We start from the raw sequence: 15,501 nt of genomic DNA, 5'->3' as shown, positions 1-15,501 counted from the left end.
GGCGGGGTTGTCCGGCGAGCGGCTCGCCGACGACGGGCCGCGCGAACCGGGTCGGGTGAAGGGGGAGAGATGGTGTACCTGCGCGTGCTCGGCCCGTTCGAGGCCGAGGTGCACGATGTGACCGTCCCACTGGGTGGTCCGCGCCAGCGCGCCGTACTCGCGCTCCTGGTGGCCGCCCGCGGCCGGGTCGTCTCGATCGACCGGATGATCGAGGACCTGTGGCGCGGCGAACCACCCGCCCAGGCCGTCACCTCCCTCCAGGCGTACGTGTCCAACCTGCGTCGTCTGCTCGAACCGGGTCGGCCGCGGCGGGCCCCGGCCACGATCCTGGTAAGCGCGGCGCCCGGCTACGCGCTGCGGCTGCCGGACGACGCGGTGGACGCGTGGCGCTTCGAAGGGCTGCTCCGGAGCGCGCGGGAGCGGGCCGAGACCGACCCGGCCCGGGCGCGGACCCTGGTCGAGGCGGCGCTGGCGCTGTGGCGCGGCCCGGCGTTCGCCGCCGCCTCGGACGAGCCGTGGGCCCTCGCGGAGGCCGCCCGGCTGAGCGAACTGCAACTGAGCGCACGCGAATTGCACATCGCCGCCGGCCTGCGCTCGGGCGCCGCCGCGGGCGCGGCGGCGGATGCCGAACGGCTCACCCTCGAGGCGCCGCTGCGCGAGGAGGGCTGGCGCCTGCACGCGCTGGCGCTGTGGGCGGACAACCGCCAGGCGGACGCGCTGGCCACGCTGCGCCGGGCCCGCGCGGTACTGGCGGCCGACGTCGGCCTGGACCCGGGTCCCGCCCTCACCGAGGTCGAGGCGGCGATCCTGGGCCGACACATGGACGTGCTCCGCGCGGCGACGGCGCCGGTGGCCTCGGCGGCCGGCGCCGACCTGCCCGCGACCGGCGAGGCGGCCGGCGACGCCGGCGGCGGTGCGTCGAGCCGGGCCGGCCGCGGGGGTGACCCGCCCGATGCCCGCGCCGGCCGGGACGGGGCCGACCGCGTGCCGAACCCCCCGGGGAAACCGGACCCGGCCGCGGAGCCGCGGGTGGGCACGATCCCGGTCGCCGACACCTACACGCAACCCGGCGGCCCCGGCGAGCTGTTCGTCGGGCGGGACGACGAACTCGCCGCGCTGCTGGGTGCGGCCGGGCAGGTCGCGTCGGCCGGCCTGCGGGTCGCGCTGGTCACCGGCGAGGCCGGATTGGGCAAGTCCGCGCTGCTCGGCCGGCTGAGCGCCGAACTGGAGCGGGCCGGGCTGCTCGTGGCCACCGGGCGCTGTCCCGAGGTGGACGGCGCACCGCCCGCCTGGGCATGGGTGGAGGCGCTGCGGTCGATCGCCGCAGTCGTGCCGCCGCCGCCCGAGTCGGCCGCCGCACTCGCGCCGCTGCTGGGCGACGACGCGGCCGAGGCACCCGGACCGGACACCGCGGCGGGCCGGTTCCGGCTGCACCGGGCGGTCTGGTCCTGGCTCGCGGCCGGTGCCCGGCGCCGACCGCTGGCCGTCCTGCTGGACGACCTGCACCGGGCCGACGCCGAGACGCTGGCCCTGCTCGCCGCGGCGGCCGACGGCGACGCCGCGGGGGCGCCGGTGTTCGTGGTCGCCGCGTACCGTCCCGACGAGGTGGACGGCCGGCTCACCGAGACCCTGGCCGGCCTGGCCCGCCGATCGCCGGTCCGGCTCGCGCTGACCGGCCTGCCGGAGGCCGCCGTGGCCCGGGTCGTGGACGCCGTGTCGCAGACACCCGTCGACCCCGCGACGATCACCGCGCTGGCCGAACGCACCGGTGGCAACCCGTTCTACATCCGGGAGAGCGCCCGCCTGCTGGACAGCGAAGGAGCCCTGGTCGCGCTCTCCGACGTGCCCGAGGGGGTCCGGGACGTGCTGCGCCGGCGCCTGGCCCGGCTGCCCGACCCGGCCGTCGCGGTGCTGCGGCTGGCCTCGGTCGCGGGCCGCGAGGTGGACGTGGACGTGCTGGTGGACGCGGCCGAGGTCGACGAGGGCGGTGTGCTGGACGCCTTGGACGCCGGCCTGATCGCCGGCCTGCTCACCGAACCGGCCCCCGGCCGGGTGCGGTTCGTGCACGCACTGGTCCGCGACACGATGGTCGCCGACCTGAGCGGGCTGCGCCGCACCCGGATGCACACCCGAATCGCCGCCGCCCTGGAACGGCTCGGCACCGGGGACGTCTCGGCGCTGGCCTACCACTACGGCCACGCGGCCGGCGCCGGCACCGCCGCTCGGGCCGTCGAAGTGTGCATGGCCGCAGCCGAGTTGGCCGAGCGTCGCTTCGCCCACGACACGGCCGTCGACCTGCTCGCCCGCGCACTCGAATGCCTGGACCGGATTCCGGCCGACACCGCCGGCGACCGGGACGGCCGGCGGGCCGACCTGTTCGGCCGGCTGCTGCGCGCCCAGGTCCGCGCCGGTGACGTCGCGGCGGCCCGGCAGACCCGCCAACGCGCGTTCGACGCGGCCGAGTCGGCACACCGCGACGACCTGACGATCGCCGCGTTCACCGCGTGGACGGTGCCCACGCCGTGGCAGAGCCGGCCATACGGCGACCTGGACCTCGGCGTGGCGGCGGCGCTGCGCCGGCTGATCGCGCGGACCGACCTCGACCCGCAGACCCGATGCCGGCTGCTGGTCGGCTACGCCGGCGAGCTGAGGGGAGAGGACGTCGACCCGAGCCCGGGCGCGGCGGCCGAGGAGGCCGTCGCGCTCGCGGCCGACCTGGGCGATCCCGATCTGCGGGCACTCACCCTGACCACGCTCACCGGCAACCTGGACAGCCTGCCGGACGCGCCGGCCCGGGCCGATGTCTCCATCGAACTGGCCCGGATCGCGGACGAGTCCGATCTGCCGGAGTACCGCTGGTACGGCAGGTACAACCTGGCCACCGCCGCGGCCGACCACAACGACCCGGCCCTCGTGCGCCGGTTGGTGGACGAGAGCGCGGCAATCGCCGAGGTGTACCGGATGCCGGACGCGATCGGCGTCGGTGCCGTCGCGCTCGCGACCCTCGCGCACATCGACGGCCGCTACGAGGAGGCCGAGGAGCGCTATATCCGGGCCACCGAGCCGATGATCGCGCAGGGTTCGCTGCACGCGTACGGCCTGCGCCGGCTCGCCCTCGCCACGATCCTGCTCGGCCGCGGCCGGATCGGCGAACTGGCGCCGGAGGCACCGGAGATCCTGGCCGGCTTCGGGCCGTTCGTGGCCGACCTGTGTGCGCTTGCGCTGGCCACCGACGGCCGGATCGAGCAGGCGCGGGCGACCCGGTCGGTGATCGAGCCGATCCGCCGCGACTTCTTCCACACCCCGATGTCCGTCCTGCGCGCGGCGGCGGTGGTGGCGCTGGGCGAACACGACGAGGCCGCCGCGCTCTACCCGACCCTGCTCCCACTGCGCGACGCGGCACCGGCATGCGCGGGGCTGTCCCTGGCGATCCGGCCGGCGGCCCACACCCTGGGCGAACTGGCCCGCTTCCTGGGCCTGGAGGCGGAAGCGAACGAACACTTCGACCGCGCCGCCGAAATCGCCGACACCTGGGGCGCGAAGCACTGGGCGGCCGAGGCCCGCGCGGCACGGACATAGGCCCGGTCCGGCGGATCCTGGTGTGGCGACCCCACCGCGATCCGCCGGGCGGGCCCGGGACCGAACCGCGCTCACGGGCGTGGAGCAGCTGTGCCGCGACCGCGGCCGTACCCGCCGCGCCGGCGACGGCGCGCCCACGGCAGCCGATCCGACGACGGTTCGCCACGGGTCCCCACCCGCGAGACCCGCTTCGCCGACCGCCCCCGCCGACCCCGACCGCGGTCAGTCCTCCGGCCGCGGGCCCGACCGTACCTCCACGATCGGCAGGCGCAACGCTCCCGGCGCGTGCGCCGGGACCACCGGCGCGACCGGTGCGGTGCAGGGGATCCGCCGGTAGGCCGAGCCCAACTCCGGGCGGGCGTCGGCCTCTCCGCGGTTCGGCCACAGGGCCGTCGCGCGCTCCGCCTGGGCGGTGATGGTCAGGGACGGGTTGACGCCCAGGTTCGCGCTGACCGCCGCACCGTCCAGGACGTGCAGACCCGGGTGGCCGTACACCCGCTGGTACGGGTCGACCACCCCGGTCTCGGCCGAGTCGCCGATCACGCAGCCGCCCAGGATGTGTGCGGTCATCGGCACGTTGGCCAGATCGCCCCAGGTGCCGCCGGCCACCCCGCCGAGCCGCTGTGCGATCCGCCGGACGGCCTCGTGACCGGCCGGGATCCAGTTCGGGTTGGGCTCGCCGTGGCCCTGGCGGGTGGTGATCCGGGTCCGGCCGAACAAACCGCGCTTGCGGTACACGGTCAGCGAGTTGTCCCGGGACTGCATCACCAGCGCGATGATCGCCCGCTCGGACCAGTTGCGCACGTTCAGCAGCCGCAGCTTGGCCGGGTCGCGCAACGACTGGCGCAGCAGTTGGCGGACCCGGGGCCGGTCCCCGTCGGTGAGCAGGGTCTGCAACAGCCCCATCGCGTTGGAGCCCTTGCCGTAGCGGACCGGTTCGATGTGGGTGTCCGCGTCCGGGTGCCACGAGGACGTGATGGCCACCCCGCGCGTCGCGTCGATCACCCCGGTCCTCGGGGCGACCGCGCCGACCAGCGCCTCGGAGTTGGTCCGGGTCAACCGGCCGAGCGTGCCGGACAGGTGCGGCAGCGTACCCTCGGCCGCCATCCGGTGCAGGAGCCGCTGCGTGCCCAGCGTGCCGGCGGCGAACACCACCTGCTCGGCGGTCCAGGTGCGCGGCGCGCGCGGCGCCGTCGCGGGCCCGCTGTGTACGGTCTCCACCGCGTAGCCGCCGCCGGACCCGTCCGGATGCCGGGCCGGACCCAGCGGCCGGACCCGGCGCACCGTGCGCTCCGCATGCACCTCGGCGCCCGCCCGTTCGGCCAGGTACAGGTAGTTCTTGAGCAGCGTGTTCTTCGCGCCGACCCGGCAACCGGTCATGCACGAGCCGCATTCGGTGCACGTGGTCCGGCGCGGCCCGACCCCGCCGAAGAACGGGTCGGCCACGTCCTCGCCGGGCCGCTGCCCGTCCCCGGGGAACAACACGCCGACCGGCGCGAGGTGGAACGTGTCGCCCACGCCCATGTCCTCGGCGACGGCCTTCATGTGCTCGTCGGCGGGCGTCATGTGCGGGTTCGTCACCACGCCCAGCATGCGCTTGGCCTGGGCGTAGAACGGCGCGAGTTCGGCGCGCCAGTCGGTGATGCGACCCCACTGCGGGTCGTCGAAGAACGGCTGTGGCGGCTCGTAGAGCGTGTTCGCGTAGTTCAGCGAACCGCCGCCCACGCCCGCCCCGGCCAGCACCACCACGTCCTTGAGCACGTGGATGCGCTGGATGCCGGTCAGGCCCAGGGCCGGTGCCCACAGGAAGTCGCGCAACTGCCACGAGGTCTTGGGGAAGTCGGCATCGGCGAAGCGCCGTCCGGCCTCCAGGACACCGACCCGGTAGCCCTTCTCGGTCAGCCGCAACGCCGCGACCGAACCGCCGAAACCCGAACCGATGACCAGAACGTCGTAGTCGAACACGGGGGACCCTTCGCCGGGCGGGCAGGAGGCATGCCACGAGATCTCGCGATCCGGCGATCCTACTGCTCGGTAACCCGGCGAAGGCAGTCCCTCGCTGGTCCGATTCGGTGACGGGAATCGGTGCGCAGGGCGCTGGGACTCAGCCGCTCTTGCGGCGGAACGAGCGCTGCTGTGCGGCGGGCCCGTGTGCACCGTGGATCTTCGACCCGTCGCCGCCGGGACCGTCGCCGGTGCCGTCGGTCTTGGTGCCGCGCTTGCGGGCGAGCGCCTCGCGGAACTTGCGCTTGGTCTCGTCCTCGGGCGTCTCGGGCTCGGTGGCCTCGACGACCGTCTCCTCGGGTGTCTCGTTCGCGGGTGTCTCGTCAGCCATGGTGCGTTCCTGCTCTCGAACTGGATTCGATCCGTGGGGACACCCTTCCATGCCGGAGCCCGGGATGGCACGCCCGGACCGGGTGACGCCCGCGAGAGCGGACATACCGGTCGGCCGCCGAGCGGCGGGCCTCGAACAGCGGCCCTCCGGGCCGGCCGGGCGAGGTCGGCCCGGGCGAGGTCAGCCGGCCGAGGTCAGCCGGGCGGTACGGATCACCAGCGTGTCGATGAAGTCGGTCAGCGGCGGCCAGTCGAAGACGGGCGCGGTCATCCGCAGCAGGATCGCGCCGTGCATCGCCGCCCACACGGCCAGCGCGTCCTCGAACGGATCGGTCCCGGCCGAGTGGCCGGCCGCCGCCGCGGCGGCGATCGCGTCGATCAGGGTCTGGAAGACGTCCATGCGACTGGGCAGCGCGGCCGGCGGCGGAGCCGGCTCGGCCGGATCGGTGGCAGCCGGGCGCATCCGGTGGAACAGCGCGCGATAGCGGCCGGGGCGCTCCATCGCGAACCGGGCGTACGCGCGACAACCCGCGAGCAGCGAACGATCCGCCTCGGTCTCCTCGGCGGCGGCGGCCACGATGGTCGCCTGCAACTCGTCGAAGTAGCCGTTGAGCACGGTGTCCAGGATGTCGTCGAGATCGTTGAAGTGCGCGTAGATCGACGGAGCGGTGATCGCGGCCTCGCGCGCGATCCGGCGCAGCGTCACATCGCCGGAGTGTCCGTCGCGTTCGATGAGTGCGGTCGCCGCGGTGAGGATGTCGTCGCGCAGAAGCGCACCCTGGCCGCGGCGATTGCGTCGGCGGTTCGGCCCCTGATCGTCGTCCATGGTCGTCAGCGTACGAGGCGTGGAAGTGGCGCCTGCGGGCATGGTGCCTCCTCGGGTGTGTCGACGACGGTTCGCCGAACGGCGGATGCACGGCGACCGGGGTGCCGGTCGCCGTGCGCGGACGTGATGCCCCCTCAGGCAGCCTGTACCGCCCGGTTGTCGGCCGACTCGGTGGGCTGCCCGGCGGCGACCGGGGTGCTGCCCGCCCGGCGCGGGAGGCCGACGGCGACCACGATCGCGCCGAGCGCGGCGACCGCCGCGGCCACCAGGGCGCCGTTGTTCATCGCGGTGGTGAAGGCGTGGTCGGCGGCCGAGGTGAGGCGGTCGGCGGCTTCGGGGGACAGGTGCTCGGCCACGGCGTGCGCGCTGGGCAGGTCGTGTTCGGCGACCGCGGCGGGGCCGGTCAGGTGTCGGTCGGCCATCTCGCCGCGGTAGTGCGCGGAGACCAGGGTGCCGACCACCGCGATGCCCAGCACACCGCCGAGTTCGCGCACCACGCTGTTGAGCGCGCCCGCCATCGCCGAGAAGCGCACCGGCACCGACGCGGTGATCTCCATGCTCGCCGGGGCCATCATCATCCCCATCCCGGCGCCGACCAGAGCCATTTCCCCGGCCAGTGCGACGAACGGGGTGGTGCTGTCGGTGGTCAGACCGAGTACGGACAGGCCGACCGCGATCGCGCCGAGTCCGACGGTGAGCGTGCCGCGGATGCCCAGCCGGGCGGTGACCACCGGCGACAGCCCGGACATCGCGGCCATCGCCACGGCGAACGGCATCGCGGAGAGGCCGGCTTCGAGCGGGCTGTATCCGTGCACGAGCTGGAAGTACTGGGAGAGCACGAACAGCGTGCCGAAGAGCGCGAAGAAGGTCACCGCCAGCGTCCCGGCGGCGAGCACGAAGCCCCGGTTGGCGAACAGGCGGACCTGCACCATCGGTTCGTCGCGGCGCAGCTCCCAGGCCACGAACACCGCGGTGAACAGCACGAATGCGCCCAGCTCGAGGAGGGTGACCGGCGCGGTCCAGCCGCGCTCGGGCGCCTCGATGATCGCGTCGACCAGGGTGCCCAGGCCGGCGATGGACAACACCGCGGCGGGCAGGTCGAGTCGGGCGGTGTCCTGGCGCGGGATGCTCGGCACGATCCGCAGGATGCCGACGAGCGCGGCGAGCACGAGCGGGACGTTGATCCAGAACGCGCTGGACCAGGAGAAGTGCATCAGCAGCGCGCCACCGGTGACCGGGCCGATCAGCACACCCACGCCGGCCGCGGCCGACCAGACGGCGAACGCCTTGGGCCGCTCGACCGGCGGGAACATCCGGATGATGATGGCCAGCGTCGCGGGCATCACGAACGCCGCTCCCAGGCCCATCACCGCCCGCCAGGCGATGAGTTCGGCCGCGGTCGAGGACACCGCCGCGACGGCCGATCCGGCGCCGAAGAGCGCGAGGCCGCCGAGCAGCGCGCGCCGGGCGCCGAACCGGGCGCCCAGGCTGCCGGCGAGGAGCAGCAGGGCGGCGAAGACCAGCGTGTAGGCGTCGGTGATCCATTGCAGATCCGACGTCGACGCGTCCAGCCCCTTCGCCAACGACGGCAGCGCGGTGTTGAGCACCGAGTTGTCCAGCGTCACCGCGACCAGCGTCGAACTGAGCACGAGCAGCGCGGCCCACCGACGCGGGTGGCCTGCGGCTTCGGGAGCGTCGGTGGGGCCGGCGCCGGCCGATCGGGTTTCCGGGCTGCTCACGAGGTACCCCCTGATTTAACGGCTGTGTGCTTACGGGTGTAAACATAGGCCGTCGATATACGGCTGTAAAGCCAAGGATTGGCAAAGGCGGTTACCGCCTCGCGGTGCTACGCCTCCGTGAACGGCCCGTCCTCGACGAACCGGCGCAGGCCGCGGGCGAAGATCCGCGCCTCGTCGGCCGGCCACTGCGCGAGTGCGGCCTCCAGTCGCGCGGCAAGCCGCTCGCGCAGTTCGCGCACGCAGTCCGAACCCGCGTCGGTCAGGGCGAGCAGTACGGCCCGGCGGTCCTCGGGGTCGGGCTCGCGGCGGACCAGGCCGGCCTCCTCCAGGCGGGAGGCGCGGCGGCTGACGCCGGACCGGTCGATCCCGATCTCGCCGGCCAGGTCCGCCGCGCTGCACGGGCCGGTCCGGGCCAGGCCGCTGAGCACGGGATAGGTCACGTCGTCGACGGCCGGCCCCAGGCCCTCGGTCAGGTCCGCGTACAGGTTGGCGCGGGTGCTGCGGCGAAGCAGGCGACCGAGCGCGTCGGCCACCTCGTGTCCCGTCGAAAGTTCCATGTCCCCAGATTAGCGTGCGCTGCGCACGCATATGGGCTATCGTCAAAAGCGTGCGCAGCGCACGCATCACTGGGAAAGACCATTTCGATCGGAGCCGTCCCGCCATGTCTCGAACCGCAATCGTTCCCGCCCTCACCGACCTCCTGTTCCGTCCCGAGGTGGACCTCGACACCGCGATCGACCGGCACTTCGCGCCGGGTTACCGCCAGCGCACCGACGGTGTCTGGGCGGATCGCGCGGGTTTCGTCGAGCACATCGCGCACCTGCGCTCGATCGTGGCCGGCGGTGGGATCCGGCTGCACGAGGAACTGTCCGACGGATCGCGATACGCCGACCGGCACACCGTCGAGGTGTGCAAGACGGACGGCTCGACGGTGGAGATGGAGGTGTACCTGTTCGGCGAGTTCGCGCCGGACGGCCGGTTCCGCCGGATCGAGGAGACCACGCTCATGCTCTCCGGTTCGGCCACCGATCGCGGTCTGGGATCGGCCCGGTGAGGCCGCCCGCCGGCCCGCCCACCCGGGGCGGGCCGGCGTCGGTCAGAACTCCCGCGCCAGGTCCAGCGGTCCGCAGGACAGCGTGCCGCGCGCGTGGGGTGCGGCGATCCAGCTGTCCGTGCTGACGAAGTCCCGCCCCCGCTGGTGCGCCTCCCGGGCGGGCGTCGGGTCGTCCCAGGTCACCGTCAACGGCTTGTGCTCGACGTCCCACTTGGCGCCGCCGAGCGCGCGGTCGTCCGCGGAGGTCGCCTCCAGGTGGGTGAGCCGACCGGCGTCGGTGGCCAACACCCCCGCGTGCCAGAGCGTCACGCCCGCCTCGGTGTGCACGACCGCGGGCGGGGCGACCAGTGCCAACCCGGTGCCGTCGTGGCGTTCGGAGTCGAAGCGCAACACCAGGCGGCGCGGGATGGTCGGCAACACCACGTCCAGGACGAGATCCCCGTCCGGGACGTGGCCGAACAGACAGGAGGTGAACCGGATCGGCCCGGCCGACAGCGTCGTGGCCAGCGCCGAGTAGGCGAACCGGTCGCCCGAGCGGGTCACCGACACCCCGTACTGCCCGAACAGCGGCGGCGCCGGCGGCCGCGGACCGGCGGGTCGGGCCAGGGTCTCCAGGCCGATCGTGGTGTACAGACCGGCCGGTGTGCGCAGGATGCCGCCGTGGAAGACCCGTACCTCCTCGTGCGCGAGCAGGATTTCGGGCGGTCTGACCAGCTCGATGTCCACCGGGGCAGTGCTGTCGCTCATGCCGCGACCCTATCGGCGGACCGCGGCCGGAACGGGTGGTCGGGGACTGCCGCGGCGCCCGGTCGCGGCCTCGTCGTGACCGCGGTGGGGGTACACGAAGGGGTGCTTCGAGCGGGCGTCGGCGATGCGTTCGGACGTCGCCCGATCGGCCCAATCGGGTCTATCGGGGCGTTGTTCGCATAGGGTGCCAGCCCGGTCGGGGCCGGATCCCGCGTGACCTGCGGCAGAGTTGGGCGAGGGGCATTTCGGTCGGCTTCGAGGGGCGCATACGGGATTCGAACCGCCATATCGTGGGGACACTTTCCGGTTACGGCTTCGCCTATACCGCCCCCGAACGCCCCGCGCGTCACCCGACAGGAGCATACTGATGGGGATGACGACGTCAGCCGTGACCCGGCGCATTCTGCCCACCAGTCCCTTCAATGTCCCGGTCGCTCCCATCATCGAGGATTTCGACCTCGGTGCACGAGTGACGCACGATCAGTACGGACTCGGTCGGATCGTCGGTGTCGAAGAGGACATCGCGGTCACTGTCGATTTCGGGTCGCGTCAGGAGCGGATCTGCCGTCCCTACGCGAAGCTGAGCAACCTCTGAACATCCCGACTCCACGCGGTCGGCATAGGGGAGGCGCCCCCGGGTAACCGGGCCGGCGCCTCCTTTCGTTGCGTGGCACCGCCGCGGGGTCGCCGCGCGTCCCCGCCCTCGGCTCGTTGCGCGCCACCGCCCGGGCGCCGCGCCGTCCGTCGTGCATTTCCGGCCACGCGCCCCGAGCGGTACTCGTCGAATCCGGCTCCGTTCGGGGCAGCCGTACCGATTGAGACATCAGGTTGTCAGACAAGTTGTGATAGCGTCGTCGCCCATGAAGCTGCGCGCCCTCCTTCTCGGCCGCCGCGGCGGGGTCTGAATCGACCGGCACCCCGCCGCGGGGTTCGGTGCTGCCGGTCGACTCCTTCGAACGGCAAGGACGACTCCGCACCATGAGCGACCACACCTTCCCCACCCTGCGCACCCCGGCCGGCCCCATCCCCGATGGCCGACCGCACTGGAACCGGCAACGTTCGAGCGCGATGCCGCATCACCGCTACCGCCCGGCGCACGAGCGGGTTCGGGTCGAGATCGACCCGAATACCCGAACCTGGCCGACCCGGCGGATCGAACAGGCCCCGCTGTGGGTCCCGGTGGACCTGCGGGACGGCAATCAGGCCCTGACCGAGCCGATGGACCCGGCCCGCAAGCGGCGGATGTTCGACCTGCTGGTGGCGATGGGCTTCAAGGAGATCGAGGTCGGCTACCCGTCGGCGAGCCGCGCCGACTACGACTTCGTCCGGCACCTGGCCGAGAGCGACGCGGTCCCGGACGACGTGACGATCGTGGTCTTCACCGCGGCCCGCACCGACCTGATCGAACGTACCCATCAGTCCATCGAGGGCCTGCCGCACGCCGTCGTGCACATGTACACCGCAACCGCGCCGACCTGGCGCGACGTCGTGCTCGGGCACGACCGGGACGCGCTGCACGGCCTGATCCTGGCCGGCGCCAAGGACGTCGCCCGCGGCGCGGACGCGCGGCCGGGGGCGGACATCCGCTTCGAGTTCTCGCCCGAGGTGTTCAACCTGACCGAACCCGACTACGTCCTGGAGGTCTGCGACAGCGTCACCGAGCTGTGGGACGCGAGCCCGGACCGGCCGGTGATCCACAACCTGCCGGCCACGGTCGAGATCGCCACGCCGAACGTGTACGCCGACCAGATCGAGTACATGCACCGCCATCTGGCCCGCCGGGACGCGGTGATCCTGTCCGTGCATCCGCACAACGATCGTGGTACCGGGGTCGCCTGCGCCGAACTGGCGCTGCTGGCCGGGGCGCAGCGGGTCGAGGGCTGCCTGTTCGGCAACGGCGAACGCACCGGCAACGTGGACCTGGTCACGCTCGCGCTGAACCTGTACACGCAGGGCGTGGATCCGATGATCGACTTCTCCGACATCGACGAGATCCGGCGCACCGTCGAATACGCGAACCGGATCGACGTGCACGCCCGCCACCCCTACGGCGGCGACCTGGTCTATACCGCGTTCTCCGGCACCCACCAGGACGCGATCAAGAAGGGCTTCGCGCAGCATGCGCGGCAGGCCGAGCGGCTGGGTCGGTCGGTGACGCAGGCGCCGTGGGACGTGCCGTATCTGCCGATCGACCCGGCCGACGTGGGCCGCGACTACGAGGCGGTGATCCGGGTCAACAGCCAGTCCGGCAAGGGCGGCATCGCCTATCTGATGCAGAGCGCGCACGGTCTGGATCTGCCGCGCCGGCTCCAGATCGAGTTCTCCCGGGTGGTTCAGGAGGCCACCGACGACAGCGGCGAGGAGATCACCGCGGCCGAACTGGGCGAGCTGTTCGGGCGGGAGTACCTGGACCGGCGCTCGCCGATCGACGTCACCGGATGGCGGGCGGAGGAGGCCGCACCCGGGCGGCACGTGTTCACCGGGACACTGACCGACCCGGCCGGCGGGCGTCCGGTGGTCGGCGAGGGGAACGGGCCGCTGTCCGCGCTGACCTCGGCGTTCGAGGCGGCCGGGATGCGGGTCGAGATCCTGGACTACGTCGAGCACTCGATCGGTGCGGGTGCGGGTGCGGGTGCGGGGGCGGGGGCCGGCGGTGGCGGTGGCGACCGGCAGGCGGCGTCGTACGTGGAGTGCCGGGTCGACGGGGTCACCCGGTGGGGCGTCGGCATCGACACCTCGATCCTGGCCGCCTCGGTGCAGGCGACGGTGTCGGCGGTGAACCGGGCGCGAGCGGGGGAGCGGGAAGGGGCGGGCGTGCTTCCCGGCCAGGGCGCGTATCCAGTGAGATCAATAGGTGTCCCGGCTGCGGGCGTTGACCCGGATCATCGCGGCGCGTAAGGGGAGGCCCGGCGAGGTGGCTCTCGGGGGGCTTGTCGTACCTCGTGGCGATGCCGCGCCGGGCCGTGATCGCGCACCGTGCACCGCGCACGAACTTCGGCACCAGGTAGGTGAGTTCGTCCGGGCTCTCCGACCCCGGACCCGAGTACCGACCGGACGAGCCGAAGGAGGACTCCGGTCCTGGCACCGGCGGACGATGCGCGCCGAGAGCCCGGGTTCCTAGCTTGGGCGCCATGCCAAACACAACTCCGCGTGTATCGCGGACCGTCCCCAACCACCCGTCCGATCAACGGAGTCAGCCGCTTTCGCGGGCAGCCCGGCAGGTGCTGCGTACCTTCGTGCCCCTCGCGCTGTGCGTGGGTGCGACCGCCGGCGGGATCGGCACCGCATACGCGGGATCGGCGACCGACACCAACCGCCCGGCCACCGCGTCGGTCTCCGCCGACGTCGCCGCGTCCGCCGGCCCGGAGGACGCCGCGGCCGCAGCGTTCCGCTCTCCCGAGGCGGCCCTGGGCCGGGTGGCCCACCCGCTGCGCACCACCGAGCCACGCGGTGGCCTGGCCGATCTGCGTCCGTTCGGCCGCATGGTCGGCGACGCTCGGGTGGTGGGCCTGGGCGAGGCCACCCACAGCTCGCACGAGTTCTTCACCGTCAAGCACCGGGTCCTGCGGTACCTGGTCGAGGAGAAGGGCTTCCGGGCCTTCGCCCTCGAAGCCGCGTGGAGCACCGGACTGCGGCTCGACGCCTACGTCCTGCGCGGCGAGGGCGACTTGAAGCAGATCATGGACGAGGAGTTCCGGGGCTCCTACCGGTTGTGGAACAACGCCGAGTACCGCGATCTGATCCAGTGGATGCGCGCGTACAACGTCAAGCACCCGAAGGACCCGGTCCGCTTCGTCGGCGACGACAACGGGTTCGCCGGTGCCGAGCTGTACGACAAGGTGAGCGCCTACGCGGCCGCGGCCCGCCCGGAACTGGTTCCGCAGCTCGCCGAGACGTATCGGGGCCTGCGGCCCGCCACCGACGTCGACACGTACATCAACGAGTACCTGTCCAAGCCGCTGGCCGAACGCAAGGAAATCGCCGAGCGGACGGGCCGGGCGGTGGAATTGCTCGAGCAACGGCCCGGCACGGGCACCGACGCCGACGCGCACGCCTGGGCCGTCCGACACGCCACCGCGATCCACCAGATGACCACGCTGTACGCCTTCGACTGGGACGACCCCCGAACCATCCCCGACGCCATGTCCTACCGCGACCGGAGCATGGCGGAGAACGTCGCCTGGTGGCAGCGGCAGACCGGCGACAAAATAGTGCTCGCCGCCCACAACACCCATGTCGCCTTGCATACCTATGCCCCCGCCACTCATCCGAAAGTCCAGGGCGCCTTCCTCCGCGAGCAGTTGGGCGGCGGCTACCTGAGTGTCGGACTCACCTTCGACCGGGGCTCGTTCAACGCCTTCGGCCAGGACGGCGACCTCCACCGCTTCACCGTCGGCCCGGCCGCACCCGGCACCGCCGAGCACACCCTCGACCGGGTGCGCTACCGCGACTTCGTGGTCGACCTGCGCAACGCCCCGACGGAAGCCCGCACCTGGCTCGCCGAGCCGCACACCATCAAGAACATCGGCGCCACCTACCCCGGGATCGCGGACGCCCCGCAGATCCGACTCGCGAAGACACACGACGTCGTGATCCACCTCCGGCAAGTGAACGCGGCCGACATGCTCAACTAGGCCGCGTATCCAGTCGAGATCGACAGGTGCCCCGGCTGCGGGCGTCGACCCGGATCATCGCGGCGCGAAGGTGGAGGCCGGCGAGGTGGCTCTCGGGGTCTTGTCGTAGCGGGTGGCGATGCCTCGCCAGGCCTTGAACCTGTTTGTCAGGCGCTCGACGGTGTTCCGTTCCTTGGACAGGTCGGCGTCGTGGCCGATGGGCCGCCCGCCCCCATTGCCCTTCTCCTTGCGGTTGGCGGCCTGGTCCCGCTTCTCCGGGATCACCGCCTTGACGCGGCGTTTCCGCAGGTGGGCGCGGTTGCCGCGGGACGGGTGGGCCTCGTCCCCGGCGACCGCGTCGGGTCGGGTGCGTGGCCGCCCGACGGGCCCGCGGACCCGTACCTTCCCGAGGACGGGGACGAACTGCGGGCTGTCGGCGGCCTGTCCCGCAGTCGGGATCAGCGCCAAGGGCCGGCAGTCGCGATCCGAGGCGGGATGGATCTCGGAGGTCTGTCCGCCCCGCGAGCGTCCGAGCAGGGCGGCCCTCAGCCGGAGTCGGTGCCGGCGCCGGACACGTCGTCGTTCCTCCCGGTCCGGGGCGATTGCGGC

Annotated in this window: 11 protein-coding genes and 1 pseudogene; 5 read left to right on the top strand and 7 right to left on the bottom strand. The window is 73.1% G+C overall.

The genetic code is table 11. The annotated features are described in order from the left end of the window. Positions 1-69: 69 nt before the first annotated feature. On the top strand, positions 70-3,579 hold the full coding sequence (locus ACIBM5_RS25065) for a BTAD domain-containing putative transcriptional regulator (protein ID WP_396008865.1): 3,510 nt from the start codon (positions 70-72) through the stop codon (positions 3,577-3,579). A 222-nt stretch (positions 3,580-3,801) separates the two neighbouring features. On the opposite strand, the gene ACIBM5_RS25060 is transcribed toward ACIBM5_RS25065, so the two are convergent. From ACIBM5_RS25060 to ACIBM5_RS25040, 5 genes are all read right to left on the bottom strand, one after another. Beyond that, the gene (locus tag ACIBM5_RS25060) at positions 3,802-5,544 is read right to left on the bottom strand and encodes a GMC oxidoreductase (RefSeq protein ID WP_396008864.1); all 1,743 of its coding nucleotides are present in this window, start codon (positions 5,542-5,544) and stop codon (positions 3,802-3,804) included. Between the two features lie 139 nt (positions 5,545-5,683). Continuing rightward, positions 5,684-5,914, bottom strand: a complete 231-nt coding sequence (locus tag ACIBM5_RS25055; protein WP_355547702.1) for a DUF5302 domain-containing protein — start codon at positions 5,912-5,914, stop codon at positions 5,684-5,686. Between the two features lie 180 nt (positions 5,915-6,094). Next, positions 6,095-6,739 (bottom strand): TetR/AcrR family transcriptional regulator, encoded by a 645-nt coding sequence (locus ACIBM5_RS25050; RefSeq protein ID WP_396008863.1) that lies wholly within the window; start codon positions 6,737-6,739, stop codon positions 6,095-6,097. Positions 6,740-6,873: 134 nt separating this feature from the next. Continuing rightward, the gene (locus tag ACIBM5_RS25045) at positions 6,874-8,478 is read right to left on the bottom strand and encodes a DHA2 family efflux MFS transporter permease subunit (RefSeq protein WP_396008862.1); all 1,605 of its coding nucleotides are present in this window, start codon (positions 8,476-8,478) and stop codon (positions 6,874-6,876) included. A gap of 107 nt (positions 8,479-8,585) precedes the next feature. Next, complete coding sequence (locus tag ACIBM5_RS25040) at positions 8,586-9,035, bottom strand: MarR family winged helix-turn-helix transcriptional regulator (RefSeq protein ID WP_396008861.1); 450 nt, start codon at positions 9,033-9,035, stop codon at positions 8,586-8,588. A gap of 104 nt (positions 9,036-9,139) precedes the next feature. On the opposite strand from ACIBM5_RS25040, the gene ACIBM5_RS25035 reads away from it, so the two are divergent. Further along, positions 9,140-9,532, top strand: a complete 393-nt coding sequence (locus ACIBM5_RS25035) for a nuclear transport factor 2 family protein (RefSeq protein WP_396008860.1) — start codon at positions 9,140-9,142, stop codon at positions 9,530-9,532. 42 nt (positions 9,533-9,574) lie between these two features. Here the strand turns inward: ACIBM5_RS25035 and ACIBM5_RS25030 are convergent, their stop codons facing one another. After that, positions 9,575-10,279, bottom strand: coding sequence for a hypothetical protein (locus ACIBM5_RS25030; RefSeq protein WP_396008859.1), 705 nt, complete (start codon positions 10,277-10,279; stop codon positions 9,575-9,577). A 373-nt stretch (positions 10,280-10,652) separates the two neighbouring features. On the opposite strand from ACIBM5_RS25030, the gene ACIBM5_RS25025 reads away from it, so the two are divergent. The 3 genes from ACIBM5_RS25025 to ACIBM5_RS25015 all read left to right on the top strand — a co-directional run bounded on the left by ACIBM5_RS25025 (position 10,653) and on the right by ACIBM5_RS25015 (position 14,913). Next, positions 10,653-10,874, top strand: a complete 222-nt coding sequence (locus ACIBM5_RS25025; protein WP_391587705.1) for a hypothetical protein — start codon at positions 10,653-10,655, stop codon at positions 10,872-10,874. 383 nt (positions 10,875-11,257) lie between these two features. After that, entirely contained in the window at positions 11,258-13,177 is a 1,920-nt protein-coding gene (gene leuA, locus ACIBM5_RS25020) for a 2-isopropylmalate synthase (RefSeq protein WP_396008858.1), read from the top strand. 323 nt (positions 13,178-13,500) lie between these two features. Further along, positions 13,501-14,913: an erythromycin esterase family protein gene (locus tag ACIBM5_RS25015; RefSeq protein WP_396008857.1), complete on the top strand. Its 1,413-nt coding sequence runs from the start codon at positions 13,501-13,503 to the stop codon at positions 14,911-14,913. Here ACIBM5_RS25015 and ACIBM5_RS25010 read toward each other — a convergent pair. Beyond that, positions 14,906-15,477: pseudogene (locus ACIBM5_RS25010) on the bottom strand (IS5 family transposase); the annotation flags it as partial. The gene ACIBM5_RS25015 and the pseudogene ACIBM5_RS25010 sit on opposite strands and share 8 nt — an antisense overlap. Positions 15,478-15,501 lie beyond the last annotated feature (24 nt).

Source organism: Embleya sp. NPDC050493, assembly GCF_044458105.1.
Taxonomy (GTDB): Bacteria; Actinomycetota; Actinomycetes; order Streptomycetales; family Streptomycetaceae; genus Embleya.
This window is presented reverse-complemented; position numbering and strand designations above follow the sequence as displayed.